Annotated in this window: 21 protein-coding genes and 3 tRNA genes; 14 read left to right on the forward strand and 10 right to left on the reverse strand. The window is 64.7% G+C overall.

What is annotated here, in order from left to right:
• Window positions 1-167 precede the first annotated feature (167 nt).
• Window positions 168-2,648 carry an AAA domain-containing protein gene (locus tag G4O04_06875; GenBank protein HEY58241.1) on the forward strand — a complete coding sequence of 827 codons (2,481 nt, stop codon included), beginning with the start codon at window positions 168-170 and terminating at the stop codon, window positions 2,646-2,648.
• A gap of 72 nt (window positions 2,649-2,720) precedes the next feature.
• On the opposite strand, the gene G4O04_06880 is transcribed toward G4O04_06875, so the two are convergent.
• The 6 genes from G4O04_06880 to G4O04_06905 all read right to left on the reverse strand — a co-directional run bounded on the left by G4O04_06880 (window position 2,721) and on the right by G4O04_06905 (window position 6,411).
• The gene (locus G4O04_06880; GenBank protein HEY58242.1) at window positions 2,721-3,392 is read right to left on the reverse strand and encodes a hypothetical protein; all 672 of its coding nucleotides are present in this window, start codon (window positions 3,390-3,392) and stop codon (window positions 2,721-2,723) included.
• A gap of 55 nt (window positions 3,393-3,447) precedes the next feature.
• Window positions 3,448-3,520 (reverse strand) — tRNA-Ile (locus tag G4O04_06885).
• Between the two features lie 49 nt (window positions 3,521-3,569).
• Window positions 3,570-3,641: transfer RNA gene (locus G4O04_06890), tRNA-Gly, on the reverse strand.
• Between the two features lie 59 nt (window positions 3,642-3,700).
• Entirely contained in the window at window positions 3,701-4,306 is a 606-nt protein-coding gene (locus G4O04_06895; protein HEY58243.1) for a GAF domain-containing protein, read from the reverse strand.
• On the reverse strand, window positions 4,303-4,989 hold the full coding sequence (locus G4O04_06900) for a 1-acyl-sn-glycerol-3-phosphate acyltransferase (protein ID HEY58244.1): 687 nt from the start codon (window positions 4,987-4,989) through the stop codon (window positions 4,303-4,305). The genes G4O04_06895 and G4O04_06900 overlap by 4 nt, the downstream gene beginning before the upstream one ends.
• A 6-nt stretch (window positions 4,990-4,995) precedes the next feature.
• On the reverse strand, window positions 4,996-6,411 hold the full coding sequence (locus tag G4O04_06905; protein HEY58245.1) for an alpha/beta fold hydrolase: 1,416 nt from the start codon (window positions 6,409-6,411) through the stop codon (window positions 4,996-4,998).
• A 130-nt stretch (window positions 6,412-6,541) separates the two neighbouring features.
• Here G4O04_06905 and G4O04_06910 point away from each other — a divergent pair.
• The 13 genes from G4O04_06910 (at window position 6,542) to G4O04_06970 (ending at window position 15,739) form a co-directional block, all read left to right on the forward strand.
• Window positions 6,542-6,615: transfer RNA gene (locus G4O04_06910), tRNA-Val, on the forward strand.
• A gap of 402 nt (window positions 6,616-7,017) precedes the next feature.
• A complete protein-coding gene (locus G4O04_06915) occupies window positions 7,018-8,829 on the forward strand; it encodes a threonine--tRNA ligase (protein ID HEY58246.1) in 1,812 nt (603 codons plus the stop codon).
• A 104-nt stretch (window positions 8,830-8,933) separates the two neighbouring features.
• Window positions 8,934-9,371 (forward strand): YjbQ family protein, encoded by a 438-nt coding sequence (locus G4O04_06920; protein HEY58247.1) that lies wholly within the window; start codon window positions 8,934-8,936, stop codon window positions 9,369-9,371.
• 100 nt (window positions 9,372-9,471) lie between these two features.
• The gene (locus tag G4O04_06925) at window positions 9,472-10,041 is read left to right on the forward strand and encodes a translation initiation factor IF-3 (protein ID HEY58248.1); all 570 of its coding nucleotides are present in this window, start codon (window positions 9,472-9,474) and stop codon (window positions 10,039-10,041) included.
• A 67-nt stretch (window positions 10,042-10,108) separates the two neighbouring features.
• Window positions 10,109-10,351 carry a 50S ribosomal protein L35 gene (gene rpmI / locus G4O04_06930; protein ID HEY58249.1) on the forward strand — a complete coding sequence of 81 codons (243 nt, stop codon included), beginning with the start codon at window positions 10,109-10,111 and terminating at the stop codon, window positions 10,349-10,351.
• Between the two features lie 108 nt (window positions 10,352-10,459).
• A complete protein-coding gene (gene rplT / locus G4O04_06935) occupies window positions 10,460-10,816 on the forward strand; it encodes a 50S ribosomal protein L20 (GenBank protein HEY58250.1) in 357 nt (118 codons plus the stop codon).
• A 99-nt stretch (window positions 10,817-10,915) separates the two neighbouring features.
• A complete protein-coding gene (locus tag G4O04_06940; GenBank protein HEY58251.1) occupies window positions 10,916-11,239 on the forward strand; it encodes a nucleotide pyrophosphohydrolase in 324 nt (107 codons plus the stop codon).
• A 52-nt stretch (window positions 11,240-11,291) separates the two neighbouring features.
• Complete coding sequence (locus tag G4O04_06945) at window positions 11,292-11,837, forward strand: LOG family protein (GenBank protein HEY58252.1); 546 nt, start codon at window positions 11,292-11,294, stop codon at window positions 11,835-11,837.
• Window positions 11,838-11,979: 142 nt separating this feature from the next.
• Window positions 11,980-13,416 carry a proline--tRNA ligase gene (locus G4O04_06950; GenBank protein ID HEY58253.1) on the forward strand — a complete coding sequence of 479 codons (1,437 nt, stop codon included), beginning with the start codon at window positions 11,980-11,982 and terminating at the stop codon, window positions 13,414-13,416.
• Between the two features lie 156 nt (window positions 13,417-13,572).
• Window positions 13,573-14,364, forward strand: coding sequence for a hypothetical protein (locus G4O04_06955; GenBank protein HEY58254.1), 792 nt, complete (start codon window positions 13,573-13,575; stop codon window positions 14,362-14,364).
• Window positions 14,365-14,373: 9 nt separating this feature from the next.
• On the forward strand, window positions 14,374-15,144 hold the full coding sequence (locus G4O04_06960) for a YggS family pyridoxal phosphate-dependent enzyme (protein HEY58255.1): 771 nt from the start codon (window positions 14,374-14,376) through the stop codon (window positions 15,142-15,144).
• Entirely contained in the window at window positions 15,141-15,416 is a 276-nt protein-coding gene (locus G4O04_06965) for a YggT family protein (GenBank protein HEY58256.1), read from the forward strand. The genes G4O04_06960 and G4O04_06965 overlap by 4 nt, the downstream gene beginning before the upstream one ends.
• Before the next feature lie 14 nt (window positions 15,417-15,430).
• A complete protein-coding gene (locus tag G4O04_06970; protein HEY58257.1) occupies window positions 15,431-15,739 on the forward strand; it encodes a DUF167 domain-containing protein in 309 nt (102 codons plus the stop codon).
• Between the two features lie 81 nt (window positions 15,740-15,820).
• On the opposite strand, the gene G4O04_06975 is transcribed toward G4O04_06970, so the two are convergent.
• From G4O04_06975 to G4O04_06990, 4 genes are all read right to left on the reverse strand, one after another.
• Entirely contained in the window at window positions 15,821-18,388 is a 2,568-nt protein-coding gene (locus G4O04_06975) for an NACHT domain-containing protein (protein ID HEY58258.1), read from the reverse strand.
• A gap of 19 nt (window positions 18,389-18,407) precedes the next feature.
• Window positions 18,408-19,109 carry a hypothetical protein gene (locus G4O04_06980; GenBank protein ID HEY58259.1) on the reverse strand — a complete coding sequence of 234 codons (702 nt, stop codon included), beginning with the start codon at window positions 19,107-19,109 and terminating at the stop codon, window positions 18,408-18,410.
• Window positions 19,110-19,227: 118 nt separating this feature from the next.
• Window positions 19,228-21,726, reverse strand: coding sequence for an ATP-dependent Clp protease ATP-binding subunit (locus G4O04_06985; GenBank protein ID HEY58260.1), 2,499 nt, complete (start codon window positions 21,724-21,726; stop codon window positions 19,228-19,230).
• A 180-nt stretch (window positions 21,727-21,906) separates the two neighbouring features.
• Window positions 21,907-23,223 carry a S1 RNA-binding domain-containing protein gene (locus G4O04_06990; protein HEY58261.1) on the reverse strand — a complete coding sequence of 439 codons (1,317 nt, stop codon included), beginning with the start codon at window positions 23,221-23,223 and terminating at the stop codon, window positions 21,907-21,909.
• Window positions 23,224-23,255: the final 32 nt, after the last annotated feature.

The following is a 23,255-nucleotide window of genomic DNA, read 5'->3' on the forward strand; positions in this document are numbered from 1 at the left end:
CCCTCCCCTGAACGTCCCTGGCCCAGCCCCCTCCCTGGCATCCGGCTTGCACCCGTTCTAACAAAACGCTTATCTCCCCCGCTTCCCCTGATGTTATAATCTCTCAAAACAGGGGGCCTCGTTGCGTGGATGCCCCTGACCAAAGCCCTCCAAGGAAGGGATGCATGATGCGATTCGAACGTTTTACCGAACGCGCGCAAGAGGCGGCTCAACGGGCTGCTGAAATCATCCAGCGTTACGGCCACAACCAAATCGACACCGAGCACATCCTGCTGGCGTTGTTAGAACAATCTCAGGGTGTGATCCCCGAGATTTTGACCTCGCTGCATGTGGATGTGGACACCCTGCGGGATCGGCTGGACTATGTGTTGCGCACCAGCCCCAAGGCGAGCATCTTCGGCGGGGGAGCCGGACAGATTTTCATCACCCCCAGGGTGAAACGCATCGTCGATGTGGCCAGCCAGGAGGCCGATCGCCTGGGCGACGAGTACATCTCCACCGAACACCTCTTCCTGGCCATTTTGAGCGAGCGGAACACCCCCGCCGCCCGGCTTCTCATGGAAACCGGCGTCACCAAAGAGCACGTGCTGCAAGCCATCCAGCAGGTGCGCGGCGGGCACAAAGTGACCGATCGCCATGCCGAGAGCCGCTACCGCACCTTAGAGAAATTCTCCCGCGACCTGACCCAAATGGCCCGCGAGGGCAAATTAGACCCCGTCATCGGCCGCGACGCCGAGATCATGCGGGTCATCCAGATCCTCTCCCGCCGCAAGAAGAACAACCCGGTGCTCATCGGCGAGGCCGGAGTGGGCAAGACGGCCATCGTCGAGGGGCTGGCCCAGAAAATCGCCAGCGGCGAGGTGCCCGAAATCCTCAGCGGCAAGCGGGTGCTGGCCCTGGACCTGGGCGCCATGATCGCCGGGACGCGCTTCCGCGGCGAGTTCGAGGAACGTCTGAAAGCCGTGATGGACGAGGTGAAGCGCGCCGCTGGCGAAATCATCCTCTTCATCGATGAGTTGCACACCGTGGTCGGAGCCGGCGCGGCCCAGGGCGCCATGGACGCCTCAAACATGCTCAAACCGGCCCTGGCCCGGGGCGAACTGCAGGCCATCGGCGCCACCACCGTGGACGAGTATCACAAGTACATCGAAAAAGACGCCGCCCTGGAGCGCCGCTTCGCCCCAATCTATGTCGAAGAGCCCAGCGTGGAAGACACCATCGAGATGTTGCGCGGCCTGCGGGAGCGCTACGAGGCCCACCACGGCGTGCGCATCACCGACGATGCGTTGGTGGCTGCCGCGCGGCTCTCGGCCCGCTATGTCACCGATCGCCACCTGCCCGATAAGGCCATCGACCTCATCGACGAAGCTGCGGCCAAGTTGCGGGTGACCCTGTACTCCCTGCCGCCCGATCTCAAGGAACTCCAAGCCCGGATCAAACGCCTGGCCGAAGAAGAGGAGCAGGCCAGCCTGGAACGCGATTACGAGCGCGCGGCCATCAAAAAAGCCGAGCGCCTGCGCCTGGAAGAAGAATTCCGCGCCAAACGCGCTCAATGGGAGGCCGAGCATCGGCTCGACGAGGAGGTGGACGCCAACGACATCGCCGAAATCGTCTCCCAATGGACGGGCATCCCCGTCACGCAGATGTTAGAGACCGAGGCCGAAAAACTGCTGCACATGGAAGAGCGCCTGCACGAGCGCATCGTGGGGCAGGACGAGGCCATCCGCGCCATCTCCGACGCCATCCGCCGCGCCCGGTCGGGCCTCAAGGACCCCCGCAAGCCCATCGGCTCCTTCATCTTCATCGGCCCCTCGGGCGTGGGCAAGACCGAACTGGCCAAAGCCCTGGCCGAATTCCTTTTCGACGACGAAGACGCCCTGGTGCGCATCGACATGAGCGAGTATCGCGAACAGCACGCGGTCTCGCGGCTGTTCGGCGCGCCGCCGGGGTATGTGGGGTACGAGGAGGGCGGCCAGTTGACCGAGGCCGTGCGCCGTCGGCCTTATCGCGTTATCCTCTTCGATGAAATCGAGAAAGCCCACCCCGAAGTGTGGAACGCGCTGTTGCAGATTCTCGACGAAGGCCGCCTGACCGACGGGCAGGGCCGCACGGTGGACTTCCGCAACACGGTGCTCATCATGACCAGCAACCTGGGCACCGAGTTCATCCGCCGTTCGGGCAGCCTGGGCTTCCTGCAGCCGGCCTCCGAAACCGAAGGCGAGGACCGCCAGGCCAAGGAGAAAATCGAAAAGGCGCTCAAGGCCACCTTCCGCCCCGAGTTCCTCAACCGCATCGACGAGATCATCATGTTCTCCCCCCTCACCCAGGAAGACATGCTGCAAATCGTGGACCTGCAGGCCCGAGCGCTCCAGGAGCGGCTGGATGAGCAGGGCCTGCGCCTGGAACTCACCCCGGAGGCCCGCCAGTGGCTGGCCGAAATCGGCTACGACCCCAACTTCGGCGCCCGGCCCTTGCAGCGGGCCATCCAGAAACATGTGGAAGGGCCTCTGGCCATCCGTTTGCTCAGCGGCGAGTTCGCCCCCGGCGATGTGGTGCTGGTGGACAAGCACCCGGAACAACCAGAACTGACCTTTCGCAAGCAGGCAACCGAAGCCTCCGTGCCCAATCTGGTGGAGGCCGAGGGGTAGGCCCGACAACCCAACAGGACAAAAAACGGACGGCTCTGTGCACAGAGCCGTCCGTTTTGCCTTTCCGGGGGTTCAGGCGAAAATCCGGTCCAGGAAAACCGTCAGGGTCTGCTCCACTCTCTGGAAGTTCTGCTGCGTGGACCGGGCGTCCTGCGGGATCTCCAGGCTGTGATTGCCCTGCTCCAGCAGCAACGGCTCCACCGGCAGGTTGGTCGCCGCTTTTTGCCAGCCCGCGTGATCCCAGGTGGGGTCTTCTCGCGAGCCGACCATCAGCGCGGGGGTGTCCAGATGGGCCAGCACCTTGACCACCGCCGGGAAAGCCAGCAGGGGGGTCAACCACACCGAGGCGGCCAGGTCCCGCCCCCGGCCCTCCAGCCAAGCCCCAGCCATGGCCAGCGTGCCTAAGGACTTGCCCACCCAAACCCAACGCCGGGGCTGCACCTCCTGGCGCACGGCCTGCAACACGGCCAGCGCCTCGGCGATCAGCCAGCGCCAGCGTTGTTCGGGAGCCGCCTGCTGGAAGGCCGGCGTCTGATAGTCGGCCCAAACCTGGGCCACGGTCACGCCGCGCGCCAGCAACGCCCGCGTGGTCAGGGCCAGCAGCGGGCGGTCGCAGGTGTAGCGCAGCCCCGGCCAGACCACCGCCGCCGTGCCCTCACCCGCCGTGGGCTGGTGCCAGCGTAACGGCAATTCGCGGCCCTGCCAGCCGCGCAGGGTTTGCTCCTGGGGAGAAGACGGGGACATCGCCACCTCACAAAAAAGGGGGCCGCGGACCACCACCGCGGCACAGCATTTCAGGTGGGCCCAGCAGGATTCGAACCTGCGACCAAGCGGTTATGAGCCGCCTGCTCTGACCGCTGAGCTATGGGCCCCGGAGAAAGCAAGCACCGCCGCAAAGCCATGGGCGGGGGGCGGCGGCTGAGCGGGCGACGGGATTCGAACCCGCGAATGACGGCTTGGAAGGCCGTTGCCTTACCCCTTGGCGACGCCCGCTTGTTTCAGCGTGTATATTCTATCCTCTTCCTCAGCCCCGGTCAAGGCGCCCAAGGAGGTCAGGTTTTCTCCTCGCTACTCAGGCGGTCGGCCTGTTCCAGCACCAACGCTCCCAAACGGGCCACCAACCACAGCACACTCGCGTCGTCTTCGCCAAAGGGCACCGCACCCTTGGGCTTCACGGCCTCCAACACGCCCAGTTTTCGCTTTCCGGCCACCAGGGGCACGGCCAGCACCGACTGGGTGTGGAAATGGGTCACCTGATCAATGGCGTCGCTCCAGCGCGGGTCGTAGCGCACATCGGGCACCAGAGCCGACTCCCCTGTCTGGTACACCCATCCGGCAATGCCTTCCTTCATCGAAATGCGATGCCCGGTCAGCGCCTGGGTAAAAGGCCCCCGCACCAACACGAAAACCAACTCACTCTGTTCCTCATCGGCCAGCATCAACGAGCCATGGTCTGTATCCACCGCCTGCAGGGCCGCATCCAGCACATCGGCCAGCAGGGCCAGGGCGTCAAAATCCGGGGTCAGATCGTCCAGGACATCCAGCAGGTAATCCATGGCCCGCAGGGCGCCATACAGGCGGCGCAATTGCGCCTTGAGTTCCCGGTTTTCCCTTTGCAAGCGGGCGTTTTCCCCTTGCAGCACGCTCAAGGTGTTCATGGTTCCTCCTTGTCCGGCTGGAGAAACTCGCGCAAACGGGGATGCCGGGCGTACACCCCCCGGTATTCCGGCGGCAACAACGCCGCAATGCGGAGCATCACCTCGTCGGCTTTCTCCTGCAGCCAGGCATCGCGATTTTCATCAGGCAAACGCCCCACAACGAACGGTTCCCCCACGCGCACAAAGATCACCGGGCGGCGGCAGCGCAGCCATTGGTGCCACCAGCGTTCGGTACCGTAAATGGCAATGGGCACGATAGGCACTCCGGAAAGGGCCGCCAGATACACCACGCCCGGTTTGCCGCGCATCAGCCCTCCGGTTTTGCTGCGCGTGCCCTCCGGTGCAATGCCCAGCATCCCTCCCCCGCGCAGATGACGCAGCGCGCGGCGCAGGGCCTGGGCGTCGGGGGCAAAACGGTTGATCCAGATGCCGTCCACTGTGTCCACCATCTGCCGGATGATAGGCCAGTGGCGGTATTTCTCGGCTACCAGAGCGGTCAGGTCATGCCGCTCACAGAGGACGAAAATCAACGGCGGGTCCAGGCGGCTCAAGTGATTGACGGCCAGGAGGGCTCCCCCCTGGTGGGGGATGCGTACCCAGCCCTCCACCTCGACCCGGGTCAGCCAGCGGAACAAAGTCCCCAGAAACCTGTGCAATGCTCGACGACGAAGGGTAGCGGTCATCGCACCTCACTGAAGGTAAGCGTCAGGGCGACCCCAATCCTCCGGCCGGGGATCTCTCCAATAGGGCGGCACCAGGGGGCCAGGCGCTCCGGTACGACGCTGCCAGAGCGCAAAGCGTGCCCGACGGGCCACCGCCCGCGAAAGATTGTAAAACAAGCGGGTCCCCAACACGGGGTCGTCTTCGGCCAGGGCCAGCAAACGCGAGCGGGAAAGGGCCAACACCACGGCCCCTTCGGGCCCGGCCAGGACATCGAAGCCATAAGGGTCCCCATCCAGAAAACTCAACTCCCCCACCGTTTGCCCCGGCGGGATCACGGCCAGCCGCCGGGGGGCTCGCCTCGGGGGAGTGGCGTCTCCCCAGACTTCCACATTGCCCCGCCAGACCAAAAACAACATCTCGCCCTGCTCGTCGGCCTGGAAGAGCAACTCGCCGGGCCGGAGCACGCGCAGATGCATCTGGGCCGCCAGACGCATGCGATTGGCCTCGCTCAACGCGCGCCCCAAATCCGAGTTGACCAGGAACCGCGCCACCTCTACCGTCTGCTGTAAGGTATCGTCGCTGAGGGGCACATCCCGTTCCTGGACCAGCAGGGGCAGGCCCAAAAAGCCGGCGACCAACCGGTGGGTGAGCACAGGTTGCTCGAAGTGTGGCCAGTGCCCAGCTTTGGGCAGGATGCGCAAGTCGGCTTCAGCCCACTCGTCGGACACCACGCCGGCGTCCCGTAAGGGCACCGTGTTGTCCTCCGCGCCCCAGATGACCAGACCGGGGACGCGAATCTGACGCAGCCGTCCCCGCAGGTCGTTCTCGCGCATGGCAAAGTAGCACTCCGCGCGCACCCGGCCCTGCCCGGGGCGACGGGCATCGGCCCGCAGGCGCCGATAGTCCCGCGCGGTGATTGTGGTGCGCTCGGCAAAGGAAGCAGGTCGCATCAGCCGATCCGTGACGCCCACAAAGGCCTGCTCCACCCCCGAGACGATGAAACGCCCCAGGCCGAAGGCTTCCAGCAGGGTGACCGGCGAAATGAAGAGGTTGATGAAGGTGGACAGCCGCCCGCTGATGGTCGGCCCCAACAACACAAACCGCTCCACCAGGGCGGGATGGCGCAAAGCCATGGTCAGCCCGATCATTCCCCCCATCGAGTGTCCCACATAGACCACCGGCCCGGCGCTCACCTGGGCCACCAGTTCGGCCAGCAGGTCGGCATAGGCCGGAATGGTGGCGCGGTAAGGGAAGGGGGGCGATTTACCGTATCCCGGCAGGTCCACGGCCAGGCAACGGTAGCGTCGGGTCAGCAGGCCCAACAGCGGCGACATGGCATACCACGAACCGGACCAGCCATGCACCAACAGCGCCACCTGCCGATGAAGATGCCCCTCCTCGACCACATGGACGGGTTGACCGCGAAGCACATAAATCGACATCGTCGTCCATTCCTTTAGAGAAAGTGTACCGAAAAAAGCGGCGCTTGGCAAACCGGGCCACGCCGTGCGGCGAAAACCTCGACCAAATATTGCCAATTTCCTCTACCATGGGTATAATTCAAACGCGTGTGGGCGGTTAGCTCAGTTGGTTAGAGCGCCGCGTTGACATCGCGGAGGTCGTAGGTTCAAGTCCTATACCGCCCACCTGCCAGCACGACGGCCCGCCCGCCGGGCCGTTTGCCATAACCCAAACGCGACGACCGGGACGAGTAGCCGGGCACGCGCCGCCAGAGAGAGGGGCCCTTGGGCTGCGAGGTCCCTTCGGTAGCCCCCGGCGAAAACCCCCCGCGAGCGGAACCCCGAACGCCACTTCCCACGGCCAGTAAGGGAACCGGCTGGGCCCCGTTACCGGCCCCCAGAGATGGCCGCGGCCTCTCCCTCTGGGAGGGCACCTCCCGGCAGGGGTGCAGCACTTGTCCGGAGGTCCGCCAGCGGCCAAACTGGGTGGAACCGCGTGAGCCGATGCTCCCGCCCCAGAGGGGTGGGAGCGTTTTCGGTTAATCCCTTTGTTCTCTCCTGGATCTCCCTTGCCGCAGGAGGCATATCATGATCGAAAAGCCCAAACTCCCCGAAAATTACCCTGAGTCCCAACTCTACCGTATCCGCCACTCGCTGGCGCACATCATGGCCCAGGCGGTGATGGACATCTTCCCAAACACCAAAATCGCCATCGGCCCGCCCGTGGACGACGGCTTCTACTACGACTTTGATCTCCCCCGCCCCATCACCGCCGACGACCTGGAAGCCATCGAGAAACGCATGCGGGAAATCCTCGCCGAGGGGCATGCGTTCATCCGCGAGGAGATCACCCCCGAACAAGCGCGGGAACTTTTCAAAGACCAGCCGTACAAGTTGGAACTCATCGAAGACATCCTGCAGCGGGGCACGGATGAGTACGGAAACCCCCTGCCCGAGGGGCAGCAGCCCGTGCTCAGCATCTACCGCCACGGGAACTTCGTGGATTTGTGCCGCGGCCCTCATGTGAAGCACACCCGCGAAATCCATCCCAAGGCCTTCAAACTGGATAGCATCGCCGGGGCCTACTGGCGCGGCGACGAGACCAAGCCCATGCTCACCCGCATTTACGGCTTTGCCTGGCAAACTCCTAAAGAACTGCGCCAGTACCTCCAATGGCGGGAGGAAGCGGCCAAGCGCGACCACCGCCGTTTGGGGAAGGAGTTGGGCCTGTTCTACTTTGCGCCAGACGAGATCGGGCCGGGCATCCCCCTCTTCACCCCCAAAGGGGAGATCCTGCGACATCTACTGGAATCCTTCGTGCGCGAAGTGCAGACCCGCTACGGGTTTCAGCATGTCTGGACTGGCAACCTGGTCAAAGAAAATCTGTACGCCAAATCGGGGCACTTGCAAAACTATGCCGATGTCATGTTCCCGCCTATGGTGGATGGCGAGGACCGCTTCCGCCTCAAGCCCATGAATTGCCCCAGCCACATGACCCTCTACAAAAAGATGGGCAAGCACTCCTACCGCGAATTGCCCCTGCGATTTTCGGAGTTTGCCACGGTGTACCGTTATGAGAAGAAAGGCGAACTCCACGGCTTGACCAGGGTGCGCTCCCTGACGCAGGATGACTGCCATATCTTCTGTACCCCGGACCAGATCCAGAGTGAGTTCACCATGCTCCTGGACCTCATCCAGGAAATTCTGGGGCGCTTCGGCCTGACGGATTACCAGGTGCGTCTCTCGCTCCGGGGCGAAGGCGGCAAGTATGTGAACGACCCCGAAAAGTGGAATAAGGCCGAAGCGGCGTTGCGGGCGGCGCTGGACGCCAGCGGCCTGGACTACACCGAGGCCCGTGGCGAAGCGGCCTTCTACGGCCCCAAAGCCGACTTCATCGCCCACGACACCCTGGGTCGCGAATGGCAACTGTCCACCATCCAGGTGGACTTCATCCAACCGGCGCGCTTGGGCCTGACCTACATCGGCCCCGACGGCCAGGAGCATACGCCCGTGGTGCTCCACCGGGCCATCATGGGCAGCACGGAGCGCTTCTTAGGCGTGCTCATCGAACACTACGCCGGGGCGTTCCCGGTGTGGCTGGCGCCGGTGCAGGCGGTACTCATCCCCATCGCGGACCGCCATGTGCCCTACTGCAACGAGGTGGCCCAGCGCCTGCGCGCCGCCGGGCTGCGGGTCGAGGTGGACGACCGCAGCGAACGGATGAACGCCAAAATCCGCGACGCGCAGAGGCAAAAGGTGCCCTACATGCTGGTGGTGGGCGATAAGGAAGTGGAGGCCAGACAGGTGGCCCTGCGCCTGCGCTCCGGCGAGAACTTAGGCCCGATGAGCGTGGAGGCCTTCTTAGAAAAGGCCCAGGCCGACATCGACGCTGGCGTGTGAGCGCGATGCCCAGAGGCCGCTCCTCTGAGGAACGCTTCTCTGGGCCTCCGGGCATCCTGGCCCGCTCCTATCCCCCGCAAACACCCTGACCCAAGGCGCCGACCATGTGGCACACCGTGACCCTGGAAATCGCCACGCCCGGCAAAGGACTGCACGACATCACCGCCCAGATCCAGGCCCAGGTAGAGGCCAGCGGCGTACAGGTAGGCGTCTGCTTCGTTTTCGTGCCGCACACCAGCGCCTCCCTCGTGCTCAACGAAAACTGGGATCCCACGGCGCGCGCCGACCTGGAGGAAGCCTTCGAGCGCCTGGTGCCGCCGGGCCAGCCGTGGTTCCGCCACACCCTGGAGGGCGCCGACGACATGCCGGCGCACATCCGCGCCGCGCTGACCCTGCCCGTGGTACCCATCCCCATCGCCCAGGGGCGCTTAGCCCTGGGCACCTGGCAGGGCGTGTACCTGTTCGAGCACCGGGCCCGCCCCCACCGGCGCCGGGTGCTGGTGTGGATCTGGGGCGAAGGCCATACCTCAGGGCCCGGATAACCTTTCCTTTCGTTGACGCCCCTGGGGAGTTGTGGTATCATCAGCGGCGCTTGGCCCGTTCCGTCGGGCCGGGCCGTTGACTTTTTGAGGAGGTCGGGCTATAAGCGACGCCAATCAATATCGGATTAACGAGGAGATTCGCGCCTCTCAGGTGCGTCTCATCGGGCCGAACGGGGAAAACCTGGGCGTGATTCCCCGACGAGATGCCTTGCGAATCGCTCAGAATGCCGGGTTGGACCTGGTGGAGATTGCCCCCAACGCCAACCCGCCGGTATGCCGGGTCATGGACTTTGGCCGCTTTCTGTACGAGCGCTCCAAAAAGGAACGCAAGGCCCGCAAGGCCCAGGCCAAAGTCGAGATCAAAGAACTGCGTCTGCGCCCAAAAACCGACGAGCACGACCGGGCTTTCAAACTGCGGAACGCCCGTAAGTGGCTGGAAAAAGGCCACAAAGTGCGCGTCCGCATGCGCTTCCGCGGCCGGGAGATCACCTACCCCGAAATCGCCCTGGAAGACTTGCGCGAGATCGCCGAAGCGCTGGCCGACATCGCGGTCGTCGAAAAGCCCCCCGCCATGGAGGGCCGCTCGATGCTGATGATCCTGGCCCCGCGGAAGAAGAAGGCCAAGAAGAAAGCCGAGTCAGGCTCGCCAACGCCCGACAACGACACATAGGAAAGCCGGTGCGGCGAGACACCTCGCCGCCCCTTTTTGCGTGATTCCGTGTTCAGGAGAGTGGACCGTGCCTCGTAAGCAGCGAACCGGGAAGAAATACAAGATCAAGACCCACAAGGCCACGGCGAAGCGCTTTCGGGTGACCGGCTCGGGCAAAATCGTGCGCACCAAGGGCGGCAAGAGCCACTTCCGCCGCCGCACATCGGATCGCACCAAGCGCCTGTTCACCCGCATGATTCCCGTGGAGGGTGCGGGGTACATCCGCAACATCAAGCGGCTGGCCCCCTACCTGAAGAAACAAGAGAGTTAACCCTTGGCGGCCTGCCGCCACATTTCCCCAAACGCGGCTGCCGGGTGTACACAACGGACGGTGCGCCTCGCGTGACCGTCGGCGCCCGGGGGACCGCAGGAGGTCGTTATGCGAGTCAAGACCGGTTTTGTTCGGCGACGACGCCACAAGAAAATCCTCAAACTCACCAAAGGCCAGTGGGGTGCGCGGTCGCGCCTCTTCCGCCGGGCCAACGAGGCCATGCTGAAGAGCCTGTGGTACGCCTACCGCGACCGCCGCAACCGCAAGCGTGACCTGCGCCGGCTGTGGATCACCCGCATCAACGCGGCGGCCCGCCTCAACGGCACCACTTACAGCCGCCTGATCCACGCCATGCGTCAGGCCAACATCACCATCAACCGCAAGATGCTGGCCGACCTGGCCGTGCGGCATCCTGAGGCCTTCAAGGCCGTGGTCGAGAAGGCGTTGGCGGCCACCCAAAAATAACCCTCCCTTTCCTCCACCGCAGACCTGTCAGGTAGCCCTGACAGGTCTTTTCGTTTCCCTGGTATAATCGCCCCATCTTTGCCCGGGGAAACGCCTGCTATGGACCTGAGCGAACTGACCGCCGCCATGCACCGCTTTGTGGAAGCCAAGGGCTGGTACCGCCCCGACAGTGCCCGCCCGCAAACCCTGCGCAACCTCGCCATCTCCCTCACCTTAGAGGCTGCCGAGGTGCTGGAGCACTTCCAGTGGGGCGAGCACCCGGCGGATCGCCAGGCGCTGGCCGAGGAACTGGCCGATGTGGCCCTGTACCTGCTCCAACTGGCCGACCGGGCTGGGATCGATCTGGAGCAGGCTATCCTGGACAAACTGGAAAAGAACAACCATCGCCGCTGGGAACCTCCCGACCCGGCGAAGGCCTCCTGATCCCATCGGCCCTGCCGGACCACAAGGGCAGAGCCGTTGTCGGAGGTCTTCCATGTCTTCATTGCACACCGTGGCCGTCTTCGGTAGTTCCGGCCCCGGCCCTGGGGACCCCACTTACGAACAGGCGTACCGTTTGGGCCGCCTGCTGGGCCAGCGAGGCTTGACCGTGCTCACTGGCGGCTACATCGGCACCATGGAAGCCGTCTCCAAAGGCGTGGTGGAAGCCGGAGGGCACAGCGTGGGCGTGACCTGCGAAGCGATCGAACGCTGGCGGCCCGTGGCCCCCAACCCCTGGGTGCAGGAGGAATGGCGCGCGGCCACCCTCATCGAGCGTTTACGCCTGCTGGTCACCCGCGCCGAGGCGGCCATCGCCCTGCCCGGCGGGCCAGGCACGCTCACCGAGATCGCCCTCTTCTGGAACCACCTGGTCATCCAGGCCATCCCCCCGCGACCGTTGGTGCTCATCGGCGAGGGCTGGCGGCGTACCTTTGAGACCTTCTTCGCCGCCCAGCAGGCCCATGTCCACGAAGCCGCCCGACAATTGCTCCACTTTGCGGCCGACGAAGCCCAAGCGGTGCACCTCTTAGGGCTGGGCTGACCCCCGGGCGGGCACGCTTCTACGGGGTCAGCCCGTTCCCCCATGTCCGGCACCCCTCACTTCGCACACCGCACCTGGCACGGACACATGGCACGCACACTTTGGTAAAATTTCCCCATCCCGACGGAGGTCGAGAGAGCCCATGAGCAACAAATTGCCTTCTCGCAGCGAAAACTTTGCCGAATGGTACAACCGCCTGGTACTGGAAGCCGAACTGGCCGACTACGCGCCGGTGCGCGGCTGCATGGTGGTGCGCCCCTACGGCTGGGCCTTGTGGGAAAACATCAAAGACGCCCTGGACAGGCGCTTCAAGGCCACCGGCCATGTCAACGCGGCCTTCCCGTTGCTGATCCCCATGTCCTTCCTGGAGAAGGAAAAGGAACATGTGGAGGGCTTCTCGCCCGAGTTGGCCGTGGTCACCCACGGCGGCGGCGAAAAACTGGCCGAGCCGCTGGTGGTGCGCCCCACTTCGGAAACCATCATCGGCTACATGTACGCCAAATGGATCAAATCCTACCGTGATCTGCCGGTGCTCATCAACCAGTGGGGCAATGTGGTGCGCTGGGAATTGCGCACCAAACTCTTCCTGCGCACCTTGGAGTTCTACTGGCAGGAAGGCCACACGGCCCACGCCACGGCCGAGGAAGCCGAAGAAGAAACCCTGCGCATGTTGCGGGTGTATGAGGACTTCGCAGTGAACGAAGCGGCCGTGCCGGTGGTGCCGGGGTTGAAGACCGAGAGCGAGAAGTTCGCCGGGGCGGTGCGCTCTTACACCATCGAGGCCATGATGGGCGATACCAAGGCCCTGCAGGCCGGCACCTCGCACTTCTTAGGGCAAAACTTCGCCAAAGCCTTCAACATCCAGTACCTGGACCAGAACAACCAGTTGCAGTATGTGTGGACGACCTCGTGGGGGCTTTCCACGCGCTTCATCGGGGCGATCATCATGGTGCACGGCGACGACAAGGGGCTGGTGTTGCCGCCTCGCCTGGCCCCCATCCAGGTGGTCATCGTACCCATCTACAAGACCGAGGAGGAGAAGGCGCGCGTGCTCGAGGCGGCCCAGCGCATCGAGGCCCAACTGCGCGAGCGCTTCCGGGTCAAACTGGACGGCCGCGACAATGTGACGCCCGGCTTCAAGTTCAACGATTGGGAACTGCGCGGCGTGCCCGTGCGGGTGGAGATCGGCCCCCGCGACCTGGAAAAGAACAGCGTGGCCCTGGCCCGCCGCGACAAGCCAGGCCGCGAGGGCAAGACCTTCGTACCTCAGGATGGCCTGGCCGATACCATCGCCGCTTTGCTGGACAACATCCACGCCTCCATGTACGCCAAGGCCCAAGCCTTCTTCCAGGAGCACAGCCACGAGGTGGACACCTACGACGAACTGCAGGAGATGGTGCAGAACGGCTGGGCCTACGCCTGGTGGTGCGGCGACGCGGCCTGCGAGGCCAAAATCAAAGAAGACACCAAAGCCACCAGCCGCTGCATCCCCCTGGAACAGCCGGGGGTGGGCGCGGCCAAATGCGTGGTCTGCGGCCGCCCGGCCAGGCACAAGGTGTACTTTGCCAGGGCGTATTGACGCGCCACCCTTTGACCTTCATCGGCCCGGCAGGCTTGCGCCGGGCCTTTTGTTTGCCCCGGGCCAACGCGCCTGGTCAGGGCCGGATGCAGGAGAGACCCACAAACCCATTGTAGGAGTTTGCGGTAGAATACGCTTACCGCTTCAGGAGGCACCATGCCCGCCATTCGCCTGACCGAATTTCGCCGCGATCTCGGCGCTGCGCTGGTCCATCTTGATGCCCCCGACAGGTGTGCCCGTGCGCTGAGCGCCCTCATGGCCCGCCACGGCACACCGCTCTATCGCTCGGGGCAACGTGTGCTGCCGGCTTATCACCTGCCGCCCGCCGCGCTCAACCTGCTCTGGCAAAGCCTGCGCCAGGCCGTAGCGCGGCACCCCAAAGCTGCATTGCCTCTGGCGCAGGCCCTCTGGCAGGACCCCCATCTCGAAGCGCGCCATCTGGCCGCTCGTTTGCTCGGCCTGGCCCCGCCCGAAGAGGCCACCCAGGCTCAGTTCTGGGCCTGGCTCGCCGAGGCCCAGGACCCCGATCTGCGCCAGGCGCTGCTCACTCAGGGGACCTCTCGCCTGGTCCAGGAGACGCCGGAAGCCTTCTTCGCGCAGGCGGCGCAAAGGCTATCCCAGCCCGGCCCGGCGCGCCGTTTGGCCTTCCAGGCCCTGACCGCCCTGGTGGCCTCCCCCGCCTTTGAGAACGGGCCGGCCCTCTACGGCGCCCTGCGGCAGGCCCTGCTCCATCTGACCAGCGAAGAGCGGCCCGAAGCGGCCCAACTGTTGCAGACCCTGGCCCAACGCTGGCCCCAAGAGACCAGCCCGTTCCTCTGGCGCGTGTGGAACGAGGGGGCCGATGGCGAAAGGGCACCCTTGCTGGCCTGGGTCATCCGGCGGGTGCTCCCCCACCTCCCACCGGAGAGCCGGCGGCAATGGCAACAACGCCCAGGATGGACTTTCTGAGGTGCGTCGATGTCCCGAAAGCGAAGTTTAGCCGACCAAATCGCCGAACGCTACACGCAAATTCTGGAACGCATTCACCAGGCTGCCTCGCGGGCCGGACGCGACCCCAACGAGGTGCGGCTGGTGGTCGTCACCAAAGGCCAGCCCCTAGAACGCATTCAAGCCGTGATGGCAGCCGGAGCGGAAGACCTGGGGGAAAACTACCCCGAGGAAGCCGTGACCAAGATGGACCGCCTCGCCCGTTTCGATTTACGCTGGCACATGATCGGCCATCTGCAACGCCGTAAAGCGCGCCTGGTCGTCGAACGCTTCGACTGGCTTCACTCGCTAGACCGGCTCAGACTGGCCCAGCGGCTGGAAAACCTGGCCGCCCAGGCCGGGCGGGTGCTGCCCGTGCTGCTCCAGTTCAATGTGTCCGGTGAGACCACCAAGTCGGGCTGGCCCGCGTGGGAAGAAAGCCAATGGGAGCACCTGCTGCCGGACATGGAAGCCGTGCTGGCCTGCGCCCATCTGCAGGTGCGCGGCCTGATGACTATTCCACCCCCCACACCGGACCCCGAAGGCGCACGCCCGTACTTCCGCCGCCTGCGCCGCCTGAGGGAGTACCTGGCCCGCCGCTTTCCTCAAGCCGCATGGGAGGAACTCTCCATGGGCATGAGCGCCGACTTCGAAGTGGCCATTGAAGAAGGGGCCACCTTCGTGCGCATCGGCACGGCCATTTTAGGCCCCCGGCCACCAAAAGCGAAAAACAACGAAAATTCGGGTAAAATAATGCTATGATCACTTCACTGATTTTCTTCCTGATTCGCCTGATTGACCTGTTGGCCCGGGTGTTCATTCTCTTCGTGGTGGTGGATGTGGTTTTGCACTACTTTACTTCGCCTTTTCACCCGGCGCGCGCCTTTCTGGATCGTCTCATCCTGCCCATGCTGCGCCCCATTCGGCGCGTCCTGCCCCCTTTGGGTGGCCTGGACTTCAGCCCAGTGGTGCTCATCATCCTCATCCAAGTGGTGGCGCAGGCCCTGATATGGGTCTTGTCTGCCCTGATCTGACTCGAGGGATCACGATGCGACGCAAATTCCAATTCCACGATGGCCGCCGGGGCGCTGCCCTGGCCATTCGCGTCACCCCACGGGCACGACGCAACGAAGTGGCCGAAGTGCTCAACGACGGCACCATCCGCATTCGCCTGACCGCCCCGCCGGTGGAAGGCAAGGCCAACAAGGCGCTGATCCAGTTCCTCAGCAAAATTCTGGATGTGCCGTCTTCCCGCATCTCCATCGTGGCAGGCGAAACCGGGCGGGACAAACTGGTCTCCATTCTGGATATGGAGCCGGAGGAGGCCCAACGCCGCATCCTGGAACATTTGATCTGAGCCCCCCAACGCAGAGCCAAAACAGCACCCCCCATCCCAAACAAGGCCGATGGGGGGTGTTGTTGCTTTCCGCTTCCTGCCTTACCGCCGAATGTCTCGTCCCAGCCCGTACCGCATGGGGTTGGGCAACTCGGCCCCGGCTGCCGCCAAGTAACGCAGGGCCAGCGAGGCGGCCTCCTGCTGCGCCGGGGTGCCGCCGTAAAACAGCGCGTAAACCTCGGCCGTCCAGTCGATGTGCGGCTCGAAGGCCACCCGCTCCAGAGCGGCCAGGACCTGCTCCTCGCTGCCCTCGCGCAGGCAATCGCGCAGCACATCGTACGCCGCCTCGCCCGGGGGGACACCCACACCCCGCTCCGCTGCAAAGGCCAAAAGCCAGGGTTCATCGTGCAAGGGCGGCCTGGGACGCGGGGCCCACGCCTCCGTCTGCTGCAACGCCTCCAACACCTGGGCCGCCGCGGCCTGGACCACCCACTCGTCGTCCTCCACCTGCATCTTTTCCAGCGCCTCGCGCGCCCAGGGGTCCGGCACCCGGGCCAGACCATAGGCCACCGCCCGGCGCACCAGTAAATCCTCGTGTTGGGCCCCTTCCTGCAAGGCCGGATGCCCTTCCTGGGGGTGATTGGCCAGGGCTTCAGCCGCGGCCCGGCGCTGGAGGTCGTTGCCGTGGAGCAACAACTCCCCCAACAACCGCAAGGCGTCTTCGCTCCCGATGGCGGCCAGCGCCAGCGTCACGGCGCGCTGCACCTCCAGGGCCTCGTCCAGCAGCAAGGCCCGCAGTTCCTCCACGGCCTTCCCGTCGCGCAGCAGGCCGCACCCCAGGGCCGCCAGGCGACGCGTGCCTGCATCCCGATGGGCCAGCAGTTTGCGGAAGATCACCCGCATCCCTTTTTCGCCGCTGAGGACCAAGGCGCTCAGGGCATCGGCGCGCAGGCTCACCGGCGTCAGAGGGTCCGTCACCAGGTCCATCAACCGCCGCACGATGGACGGCAACAGGGGCGAATTCGCGGGCAGGTCGGGGAGCACCTGGCCCAGCCAGCGCACCTCGCGGAGCAAAGGCTCCTTGCTTTGGACCAGCCAGGCTTCCACCCGCGCCGTGCCATCGCCCAAGGCCGCGGCAAAGCGCAACGCCTGAAGTTTGACCGGCCACCAGGGCGAGCGCAGCACCCCCTGGGTACCCCATCGGGCGATGGCCTCGCCCGCCAGGTAGGCCCACAGGGTGGGGTGAACGAAGCCCACCCGTTCCGCCGAATAGGTCACCAACAGGCCGCTTTGCACCAGTTCGGGGAGCAAACGCCGCACCCTGGCCGATTTGATCGGCACCTGGAAGGGGGATTTCGTCCCCTCGGGCGGTGCCGTCTCCGTGTTGGCAGCACCATCCCCTTCGTCCGGCGCAGGAGACGGCGCCTCCTCGAATTCCACCTCCACATCCAGGTGGCTGCCCAGGGCGTTGACCGGGACGGCGGCCTGGCCCAGGTTCAGCAACTCCAACGCGGCCGCCTGCAAGGCCGGTCGGGCGCGCTCCCAATCCGGCACCATGCGGCGCAGGTAGGCCTCCAGGCCGTCACGCAAACGCGGGCCCAGCGCGTCGCCCGCGTAGGCCGCCCAGGCATGCAGGGTGAGTTCCAGAGGGGTGATCACCGGGTGCTCGGCCAGCAACCAGCGGTTGAGGAGCAGGGCGTCCACCTCGGGCGGGGCCGCCTGCAACGCCGGCGCCACATACCGCCGCCACTGACGCCCCCACTGGACGAGAAAACGCTGCGCGCGCCGCTCATCCCACGGCGCCAGGGCCACCGGTTGCAGCCCCGCGCGGCTGAAGCCATCGAAGAAATCCGGCGCGGCCGCGGCGACCACCCGCACCTGAGGGAAAGCCTCCAGCACACGGCTCACATAACGGGCCACCGGTTGCTGCGCTTCCAGCGGCAACTCGTCCAGGCCGTCGAGCAACCACACCAAGCGGCCGGTCTGGAAAAATTCCTCCAGGTGCCTGGCCCACGAACTGCGCAGACCGGCCGGCATCTCGGCGGGCAAGGCGTCCATCAGGGGGGTCAGAAGGGCTCCGGGATTCTCTGCCTCCTGCTCAGGGAGCGCCAGCGCCGCCGCATGGGTGTAAAGGGGAAGCCGGTCGGCCAGATCGCCCAACGCAGGGTCGCGTTGCAGGAGCAGCCCGGCCAGGTAGAGCAAAGCTGTGGTCTTGCCCATGCCCGGCGGCCCCAGCAGAAGCAGATGCGCGCCGCCGCTCAACGCCTGGGGCAGCGTGAGCGTGGGTGCTTGGTAAAATGCCTGCAGATGTGGCCACTCCGGCGAAAAGGGTACCGCCGTGGTCACCATGTCGTCCAGGATGGACGACTCTTCCGCGACCGCCAACCGCGGTGGGCGCAGCACCGCTGGTGGGATGAGGATTTCATCCAGGGCAAAGAGGGGGGCGGCCAGATGCCAGCCTCGCAGCGCCGAGCGCAGCCACTGGCGGTACCGCTGCTCCACCCGAACTTCTTTGGTCGTCGTGCGTTCCGCGTGCAGGCGTTGCCAAGCCCAAAGCACGCGCTGCCCCCCTACCTGAAGCAGCCGCAACACAACATGGAACAGCAATCCCAAGAGGAATCCGGCCCCCAGGGAAAGCCAATCCCATCGATGGCGAAAGACGGTCCACATGAGGCCAGATCCTCCCAGACTACCGGGCCATCAGGATGCGCCCGCACTCCTGACAGAAGGTCAGGGTGGTGCTGTCTCGGGCCTCCTGAAGCAAAGCGCTGGTCAGGGTGGCCCCGCAGGCGCTGCAGGCCTGCTCCTGCACTTCGGCCACGGCCAGCCCGTGTTTGCGCTGGCGCAGTCGCTCGTAAGTGGCGGCCACTTCAGGGGGTAACTGCGCGAGCAAGACTTCGCGACGCGCTTCCAGTTGGGGCACTTCGCCCTCCAGGCGCTGCTTTTCGGCCCGGCGCTGGGCCTCGGCAGCCGCGCGCTGCTCCCGCGCCTGCTTCAACGCCGCTTCGGCCTGCTGCAAAGCGGCCTCGGCCTCCTCGGCCGCCATCAGGGCCTCCACGGCCACGGTTTCCAGTTCACCGAGGCGCCGCTGCAAGGCCTCGGCCTCGCGCTGAAGGTCCTGCAACTCCTTGGGGTTGCGCACACTGCCATCGTACAGCCGGGCTTCGGTGCGCCGCAGTTTGTCCTGCACCTCTTGCAGGCGGGCCTCGGCCTCCCGAAAAGCGCGTTGCGCCTCCTGAGAGGCCTTCCAGGCGCGGTCACGGGCTGCCTGGGCCAGTTCCACCTCAGGGGCCTGCGCAAACCAACGCGCCAGTTCGGCCAACCGCTGCCGATGCGCCCCCAACCGGGTATCCGTTTGTTGCAACTGAAGGAGGGTATGGGCCAAAGTCATATCTGGATTATAGAAGGGGTTGGGCAGAAAGGCAAGCCACGGGCCAGGGTTGACCCCTGGCAGCACCACGCCCCCTGTGAACGCCGCAGGGGGCGTGGTGGAGGTCGCCCATTTCGTCTCAGGCCGGCGCGGCCTCGGGCGCCGAGGGCTCCTCCGCCTGGGATTCGCGGCGGAGGGTGATCTCGTCTTCGCCTTCACCCACATCGATGACGATGGTGTCCCCTTCGGAGAAGTTGCCGCCGATGATGGCGTCAGCGATGGGGTCCTCCACCTTCTGCTGGATGACTCGCCGCAGGGGCCGGGCCCCCATCTCCGGGTCGTAGCCCAATGCGGCCAGCCGCTCGATGGCCTCTTCGGTGGCCATCAGATGCAGGCTATGCTCGGCCAGACGCTCTTCCACTTTTTGCAATTCCAGCCGCACGATGCGGCGGATATCGTCCTTGCTCAGCGCGCGGAACACGATCACTGCATCCAGGCGGTTGATGAACTCGGGGCGGAATACCCGCCGCAGCGAGTCCAACAACTTCCTGCGCATCTCCTGGTAGGAGAGACGCTCCTCCACCTTGGCATCCCGCTGCAAGGGGAAGCCCAGGCCTGTCTGGCGCTTGATCATCTCCGCGCCCACATTGGAGGTCATGATGATGATGGTGTTGCGAAAGTCCACCTTGTGGCCCTGGGCATCGGTCAGGTGCCCCTCCTCCATGATCTGGAGGAGCATGTTGTGCACATCGGGATGGGCCTTCTCGATCTCGTCAAAGACCACGATGGAATAGGGCCGACGGCGCACGGCCTCGGTGAGTTGCCCGGCCTCCTCATACCCCACATACCCCGGCGGCGCACCGACCAGACGGCTGGCCGTGTGGCGCTCCATGAACTCCGACATATCCAGTTGCACGAGCACCTCTTCGGAGCCGAAGAGGAAACGGGCCAGCGCCTTGGTCAATTCTGTCTTGCCCACGCCTGTGGGGCCCAGGAACATGAAGGAGCCGATGGGGCGCCGCGGGTCCTTGAGGCCGGCCCGCGCCCGGCGCACGGCCTTGGCGATAGCCTCGATGGCCTCTTCCTGGCCCACGATGTGCTTCTTCAGTTCCTCTTCCATGTGCAACAGGCGCTCGGTTTCTTCCTGCGCCAACTGGCTTACCGGGATGCCCGTCCACATGGAGACCACTTCCGCAATATCGGCCTCGGTGACCACCGGAGCGTTCCCCCGATCCCAGCCGGAACGCAGGTACTCCAACTGGCGTTCCAGTTCGGCCTCCTGCTCCCGTAGCGCCTCGGCGTCCTCAAAGCGGCCATCCTCCACGGCCAGGGCGTACTGCTCCCGCACGCGCCGCAACTGCTCCATGATCTCCTTGGCCTTCTTAGCCGCGGGCGATTTGTACATGCGCACGCGTGAGGCGGCCTCGTCAATGAGGTCAATGGCCTTGTCGGGCAGGAACCGATCGGTAACATAGCGCGAGGAAAGTTTCACCGCCGCCTCCAGGGCCTCGTCGGAGATACGGAGGTGATGATGCTCCTCGTAGGCTGAACGGATGCCGCGCAAAATCTCCAGCGCTTCCTCGGGCGTGGGTTCGTCCACATAAACCGGCTGGAAGCGCCGCTCCAGGGCCGCGTCGCTCTCGATGTGCTTCCGATATTCATCCAGCGTGGTGGCGCCGATGATCTGAATTTCGCCGCGGGAGAGGGCCGGTTTGAGGATGTTGGCCGCATCCACCGCCGAGCCAGCCGCACCAGCGCCCACCAGCATGTGCACTTCATCGATGAAGAGAATGTTGTCCGTGTGCTTGAGTTCTTCGATGAGGCGCTTCATCCGCTCCTCGAACTGGCCGCGATACATGGTCCCGGCCACTAAGGAGCCCACATCCAACTGCAACACCCGCCGGCCGAGCAACGGCGCGGGGACATCGCCCTCGACAATCCGCTGGGCCAGCCCCTCGACGATGGCCGTCTTGCCCACCCCGGGTTCGCCGATGAGGGCCGGGTTGTTCTTAGTGCGCCGGGCGAGAATCTGGATCACCCGCTCGATCTCCATCTCACGCCCGATGACCGGGTCCAACTTCCCCTCTTCCGCCAGCACCGTCAGATCCACGGCCAGCTGGTCGAGCAGGGGCGTCTTGCTCTTCTTTTTCTCTTCTCGCCCTTCGGTGCGTTGTCCGCGGCGCTCGGCCGAAGAGGTCAGACCGCTGGACCCCGCCGAGAGCGACCGGCGGGTCTGACGCCGGACCTGTTCCGGGGTGATGCCCAGGCGGGCCAACACTTTGAGGGCCGTCCCCTCTTCGTAGCGAATCAACCCCAACAACAGGTGTTCGGTGCCCACATACTGGTGGCCCAACCGGCGGGCCTCTTCGATGGCCAGTTGCAACACCTGTTGTGTGCCGGGCGAAAGTTCAATCTGCCCCCCTGTGGATTGGCCGAACCCCACCATGCGCTCGACCATCTCCTGCACGCGTTCGGGGATCAGGCCCAAATCGCGCAATACGCGGCTGGCGACGCCACCTTCTTCTTTGATCAGCCCGAGCAGCAGATGCTCGGTGCCAATCTGCGCGTGGCGCATGCGTTCCGCTTCTTGATGAGCCAGGCTGAGCACCCGGCGAGCACGCTGGGTAAAACGATCCATGCGAGCCAAAGTCAACCTCCTTATCCAACCAAGCCGTACTTTTGTTCACATCTTCCCACAGTTACGCTCCGCTCCTCAGTATTCCTCTACGCTTATTCTACCAGTTTTATCTCCGCCATCAAAGGGCCGGATAAAAAAGCACCCTCCTATCGAGGAGGGTGCTGTGGAAGACGCTACCGGCTATTCGCCTTTGGGTTCCGTTTCCGAGGCCTCCTCTGGGGCCTCCAGAGCGGCTTCGGGGGATTCCCCGGCCGCTTTAGCCTCGGGGGAGGCTTCCTCCGCCGCCGCCTCAACCCTGGCCTCAGCACTCTCTTCCTCGTTAGGCAATGCTTCTTCCGCCGCCTCTTCCAGGCCGAGCAACTGCTCCAGTTCTTCCTCCGCCTCGGCCAAAGCCATTTGCAGGTCCAGGTCGGCATAAGCCAATGTATCCACCTTGCGCAGGCTCAGCCCGATGCGACGGGCTTCGGGATCGATGCGGATGATGCGCAAGGTGACCTCGTCGCCTTCCTTGACCACTTCCTTGGGATGCTCGATCCGCTGTTCACTGAGTTCGGAGATATGGATGAGGCCCTCTAAACCGTTTTCCAGGCGGGCAAAAGCGCCGAACTTTTCCAGGCGGGTGATGGTGGCCCGCACCAGTTGGCCCACCCGCAAAGAGGCCGCCTTGGTCTTCCAGGGGTCTTCCCGCAATTGGCGTATGGAAAGCCCGATGCGCTTGCGTTCGGGATCAATGCTGATGACTTTAACCTGAACTTCCTGCCCCACCTGCAGCACATCTTCGGGCTTGTCGATGTGCTCCCAAGAAATCTCGGAGAGATGCACCAGGCCGTCGGCCCCGTCGATGTTGACAAAAGCGCCGAACTTGGTCAGGCTGGTCACCCGGCCGGTGCGCACATCGCCGACCTGCAACTGAGCGAGCACCCGCTCTTTGAGCAACTCTCGCGCCTGACGGGCCACAGCCCGCTCGGAGAGAATCAGCCGCTGCCGCGAACGATCCACCTCGATCACCCGGGCCACAATCGGCTGCCCGATGAGTTCCTTCCAACTGGGGTCGGGGCGGTCACTCTGCAGGGACTGCCGTCGCTCCCGGCTGATTTGGGAAAGAGGAATAAAGCCGCGCAGCCGTCCCAGGCGCACCACCAAGCCACCTTTGTTGTAGCCGGCGATGGTGCCCTCATACAGTTCGCTGCTCTCCTTCATGCGCTCGGCACGCTCCCAATCTTCGGCCTCCAGCGCCTGGAGATAGGACAACCGCGGCGCGCCATGACTGTCGAACCCCAGCACATAGACCGGGATACGCTGGCCAATCTGCAAAACCTCCTCGCGTTCTTCCGGAGAAAGCCGATCGAACTCCCGCAGGGGAATCTGCCCGTCGGATTTCGCCCCGATATTGACCAGCACGGCTTGATCTGTGATCCCCGTGATCTCACCCTGTCGCACATCTCCCCGCTTGGGGAAGTCCATCTCCAGCCCCTCTGCTGCCAGAAGGGCTTCCATCGTCATTTCTTCTTCAGGTTCTTGATCAGACA

This window comes from Anaerolineae bacterium, assembly GCA_011176535.1.
GTDB lineage: Bacteria > Chloroflexota > Anaerolineae > Anaerolineales > DRMV01 > DUEP01.

What these genes read in the sequence shown, in the direction of transcription:
- G4O04_06950 (HEY58253.1), top strand. Translation starts at nt 11,980, where the DNA reads ATGAGCAACAAATTGCCTTCTCGCAGCGAAAACTTTGCCGAATGGTAC.
- G4O04_06895 (HEY58243.1), bottom strand. Translation starts at nt 4,306, where the DNA reads ATGAACACCTTGAGCGTGCTGCAAGGGGAAAACGCCCGCTTGCAAAGG.
- G4O04_06990 (HEY58261.1), bottom strand. Translation starts at nt 23,223, where the DNA reads ATGGAAGCCCTTCTGGCAGCAGAGGGGCTGGAGATGGACTTCCCCAAG.
- G4O04_06985 (HEY58260.1), bottom strand. Translation starts at nt 21,726, where the DNA reads ATGGATCGTTTTACCCAGCGTGCTCGCCGGGTGCTCAGCCTGGCTCAT.
- G4O04_06955 (HEY58254.1), top strand. Translation starts at nt 13,573, where the DNA reads ATGCCCGCCATTCGCCTGACCGAATTTCGCCGCGATCTCGGCGCTGCG.
- G4O04_06970 (HEY58257.1), top strand. Translation starts at nt 15,431, where the DNA reads ATGCGACGCAAATTCCAATTCCACGATGGCCGCCGGGGCGCTGCCCTG.
- G4O04_06905 (HEY58245.1), bottom strand. Translation starts at nt 6,411, where the DNA reads ATGTCGATTTATGTGCTTCGCGGTCAACCCGTCCATGTGGTCGAGGAG.
- G4O04_06940 (HEY58251.1), top strand. Translation starts at nt 10,916, where the DNA reads ATGGACCTGAGCGAACTGACCGCCGCCATGCACCGCTTTGTGGAAGCC.
- G4O04_06915 (HEY58246.1), top strand. Translation starts at nt 7,018, where the DNA reads ATGATCGAAAAGCCCAAACTCCCCGAAAATTACCCTGAGTCCCAACTC.
- G4O04_06960 (HEY58255.1), top strand. Translation starts at nt 14,374, where the DNA reads ATGTCCCGAAAGCGAAGTTTAGCCGACCAAATCGCCGAACGCTACACG.
- G4O04_06880 (HEY58242.1), bottom strand. Translation starts at nt 3,392, where the DNA reads ATGTCCCCGTCTTCTCCCCAGGAGCAAACCCTGCGCGGCTGGCAGGGC.
- G4O04_06875 (HEY58241.1), top strand. Translation starts at nt 168, where the DNA reads ATGCGATTCGAACGTTTTACCGAACGCGCGCAAGAGGCGGCTCAACGG.
- G4O04_06945 (HEY58252.1), top strand. Translation starts at nt 11,292, where the DNA reads ATGTCTTCATTGCACACCGTGGCCGTCTTCGGTAGTTCCGGCCCCGGC.
- G4O04_06900 (HEY58244.1), bottom strand. Translation starts at nt 4,989, where the DNA reads ATGACCGCTACCCTTCGTCGTCGAGCATTGCACAGGTTTCTGGGGACT.
- G4O04_06965 (HEY58256.1), top strand. Translation starts at nt 15,141, where the DNA reads ATGATCACTTCACTGATTTTCTTCCTGATTCGCCTGATTGACCTGTTG.
- rplT (HEY58250.1), top strand. Translation starts at nt 10,460, where the DNA reads ATGCGAGTCAAGACCGGTTTTGTTCGGCGACGACGCCACAAGAAAATC.
- G4O04_06920 (HEY58247.1), top strand. Translation starts at nt 8,934, where the DNA reads ATGTGGCACACCGTGACCCTGGAAATCGCCACGCCCGGCAAAGGACTG.
- G4O04_06980 (HEY58259.1), bottom strand. Translation starts at nt 19,109, where the DNA reads ATGACTTTGGCCCATACCCTCCTTCAGTTGCAACAAACGGATACCCGG.
- G4O04_06975 (HEY58258.1), bottom strand. Translation starts at nt 18,388, where the DNA reads ATGTGGACCGTCTTTCGCCATCGATGGGATTGGCTTTCCCTGGGGGCC.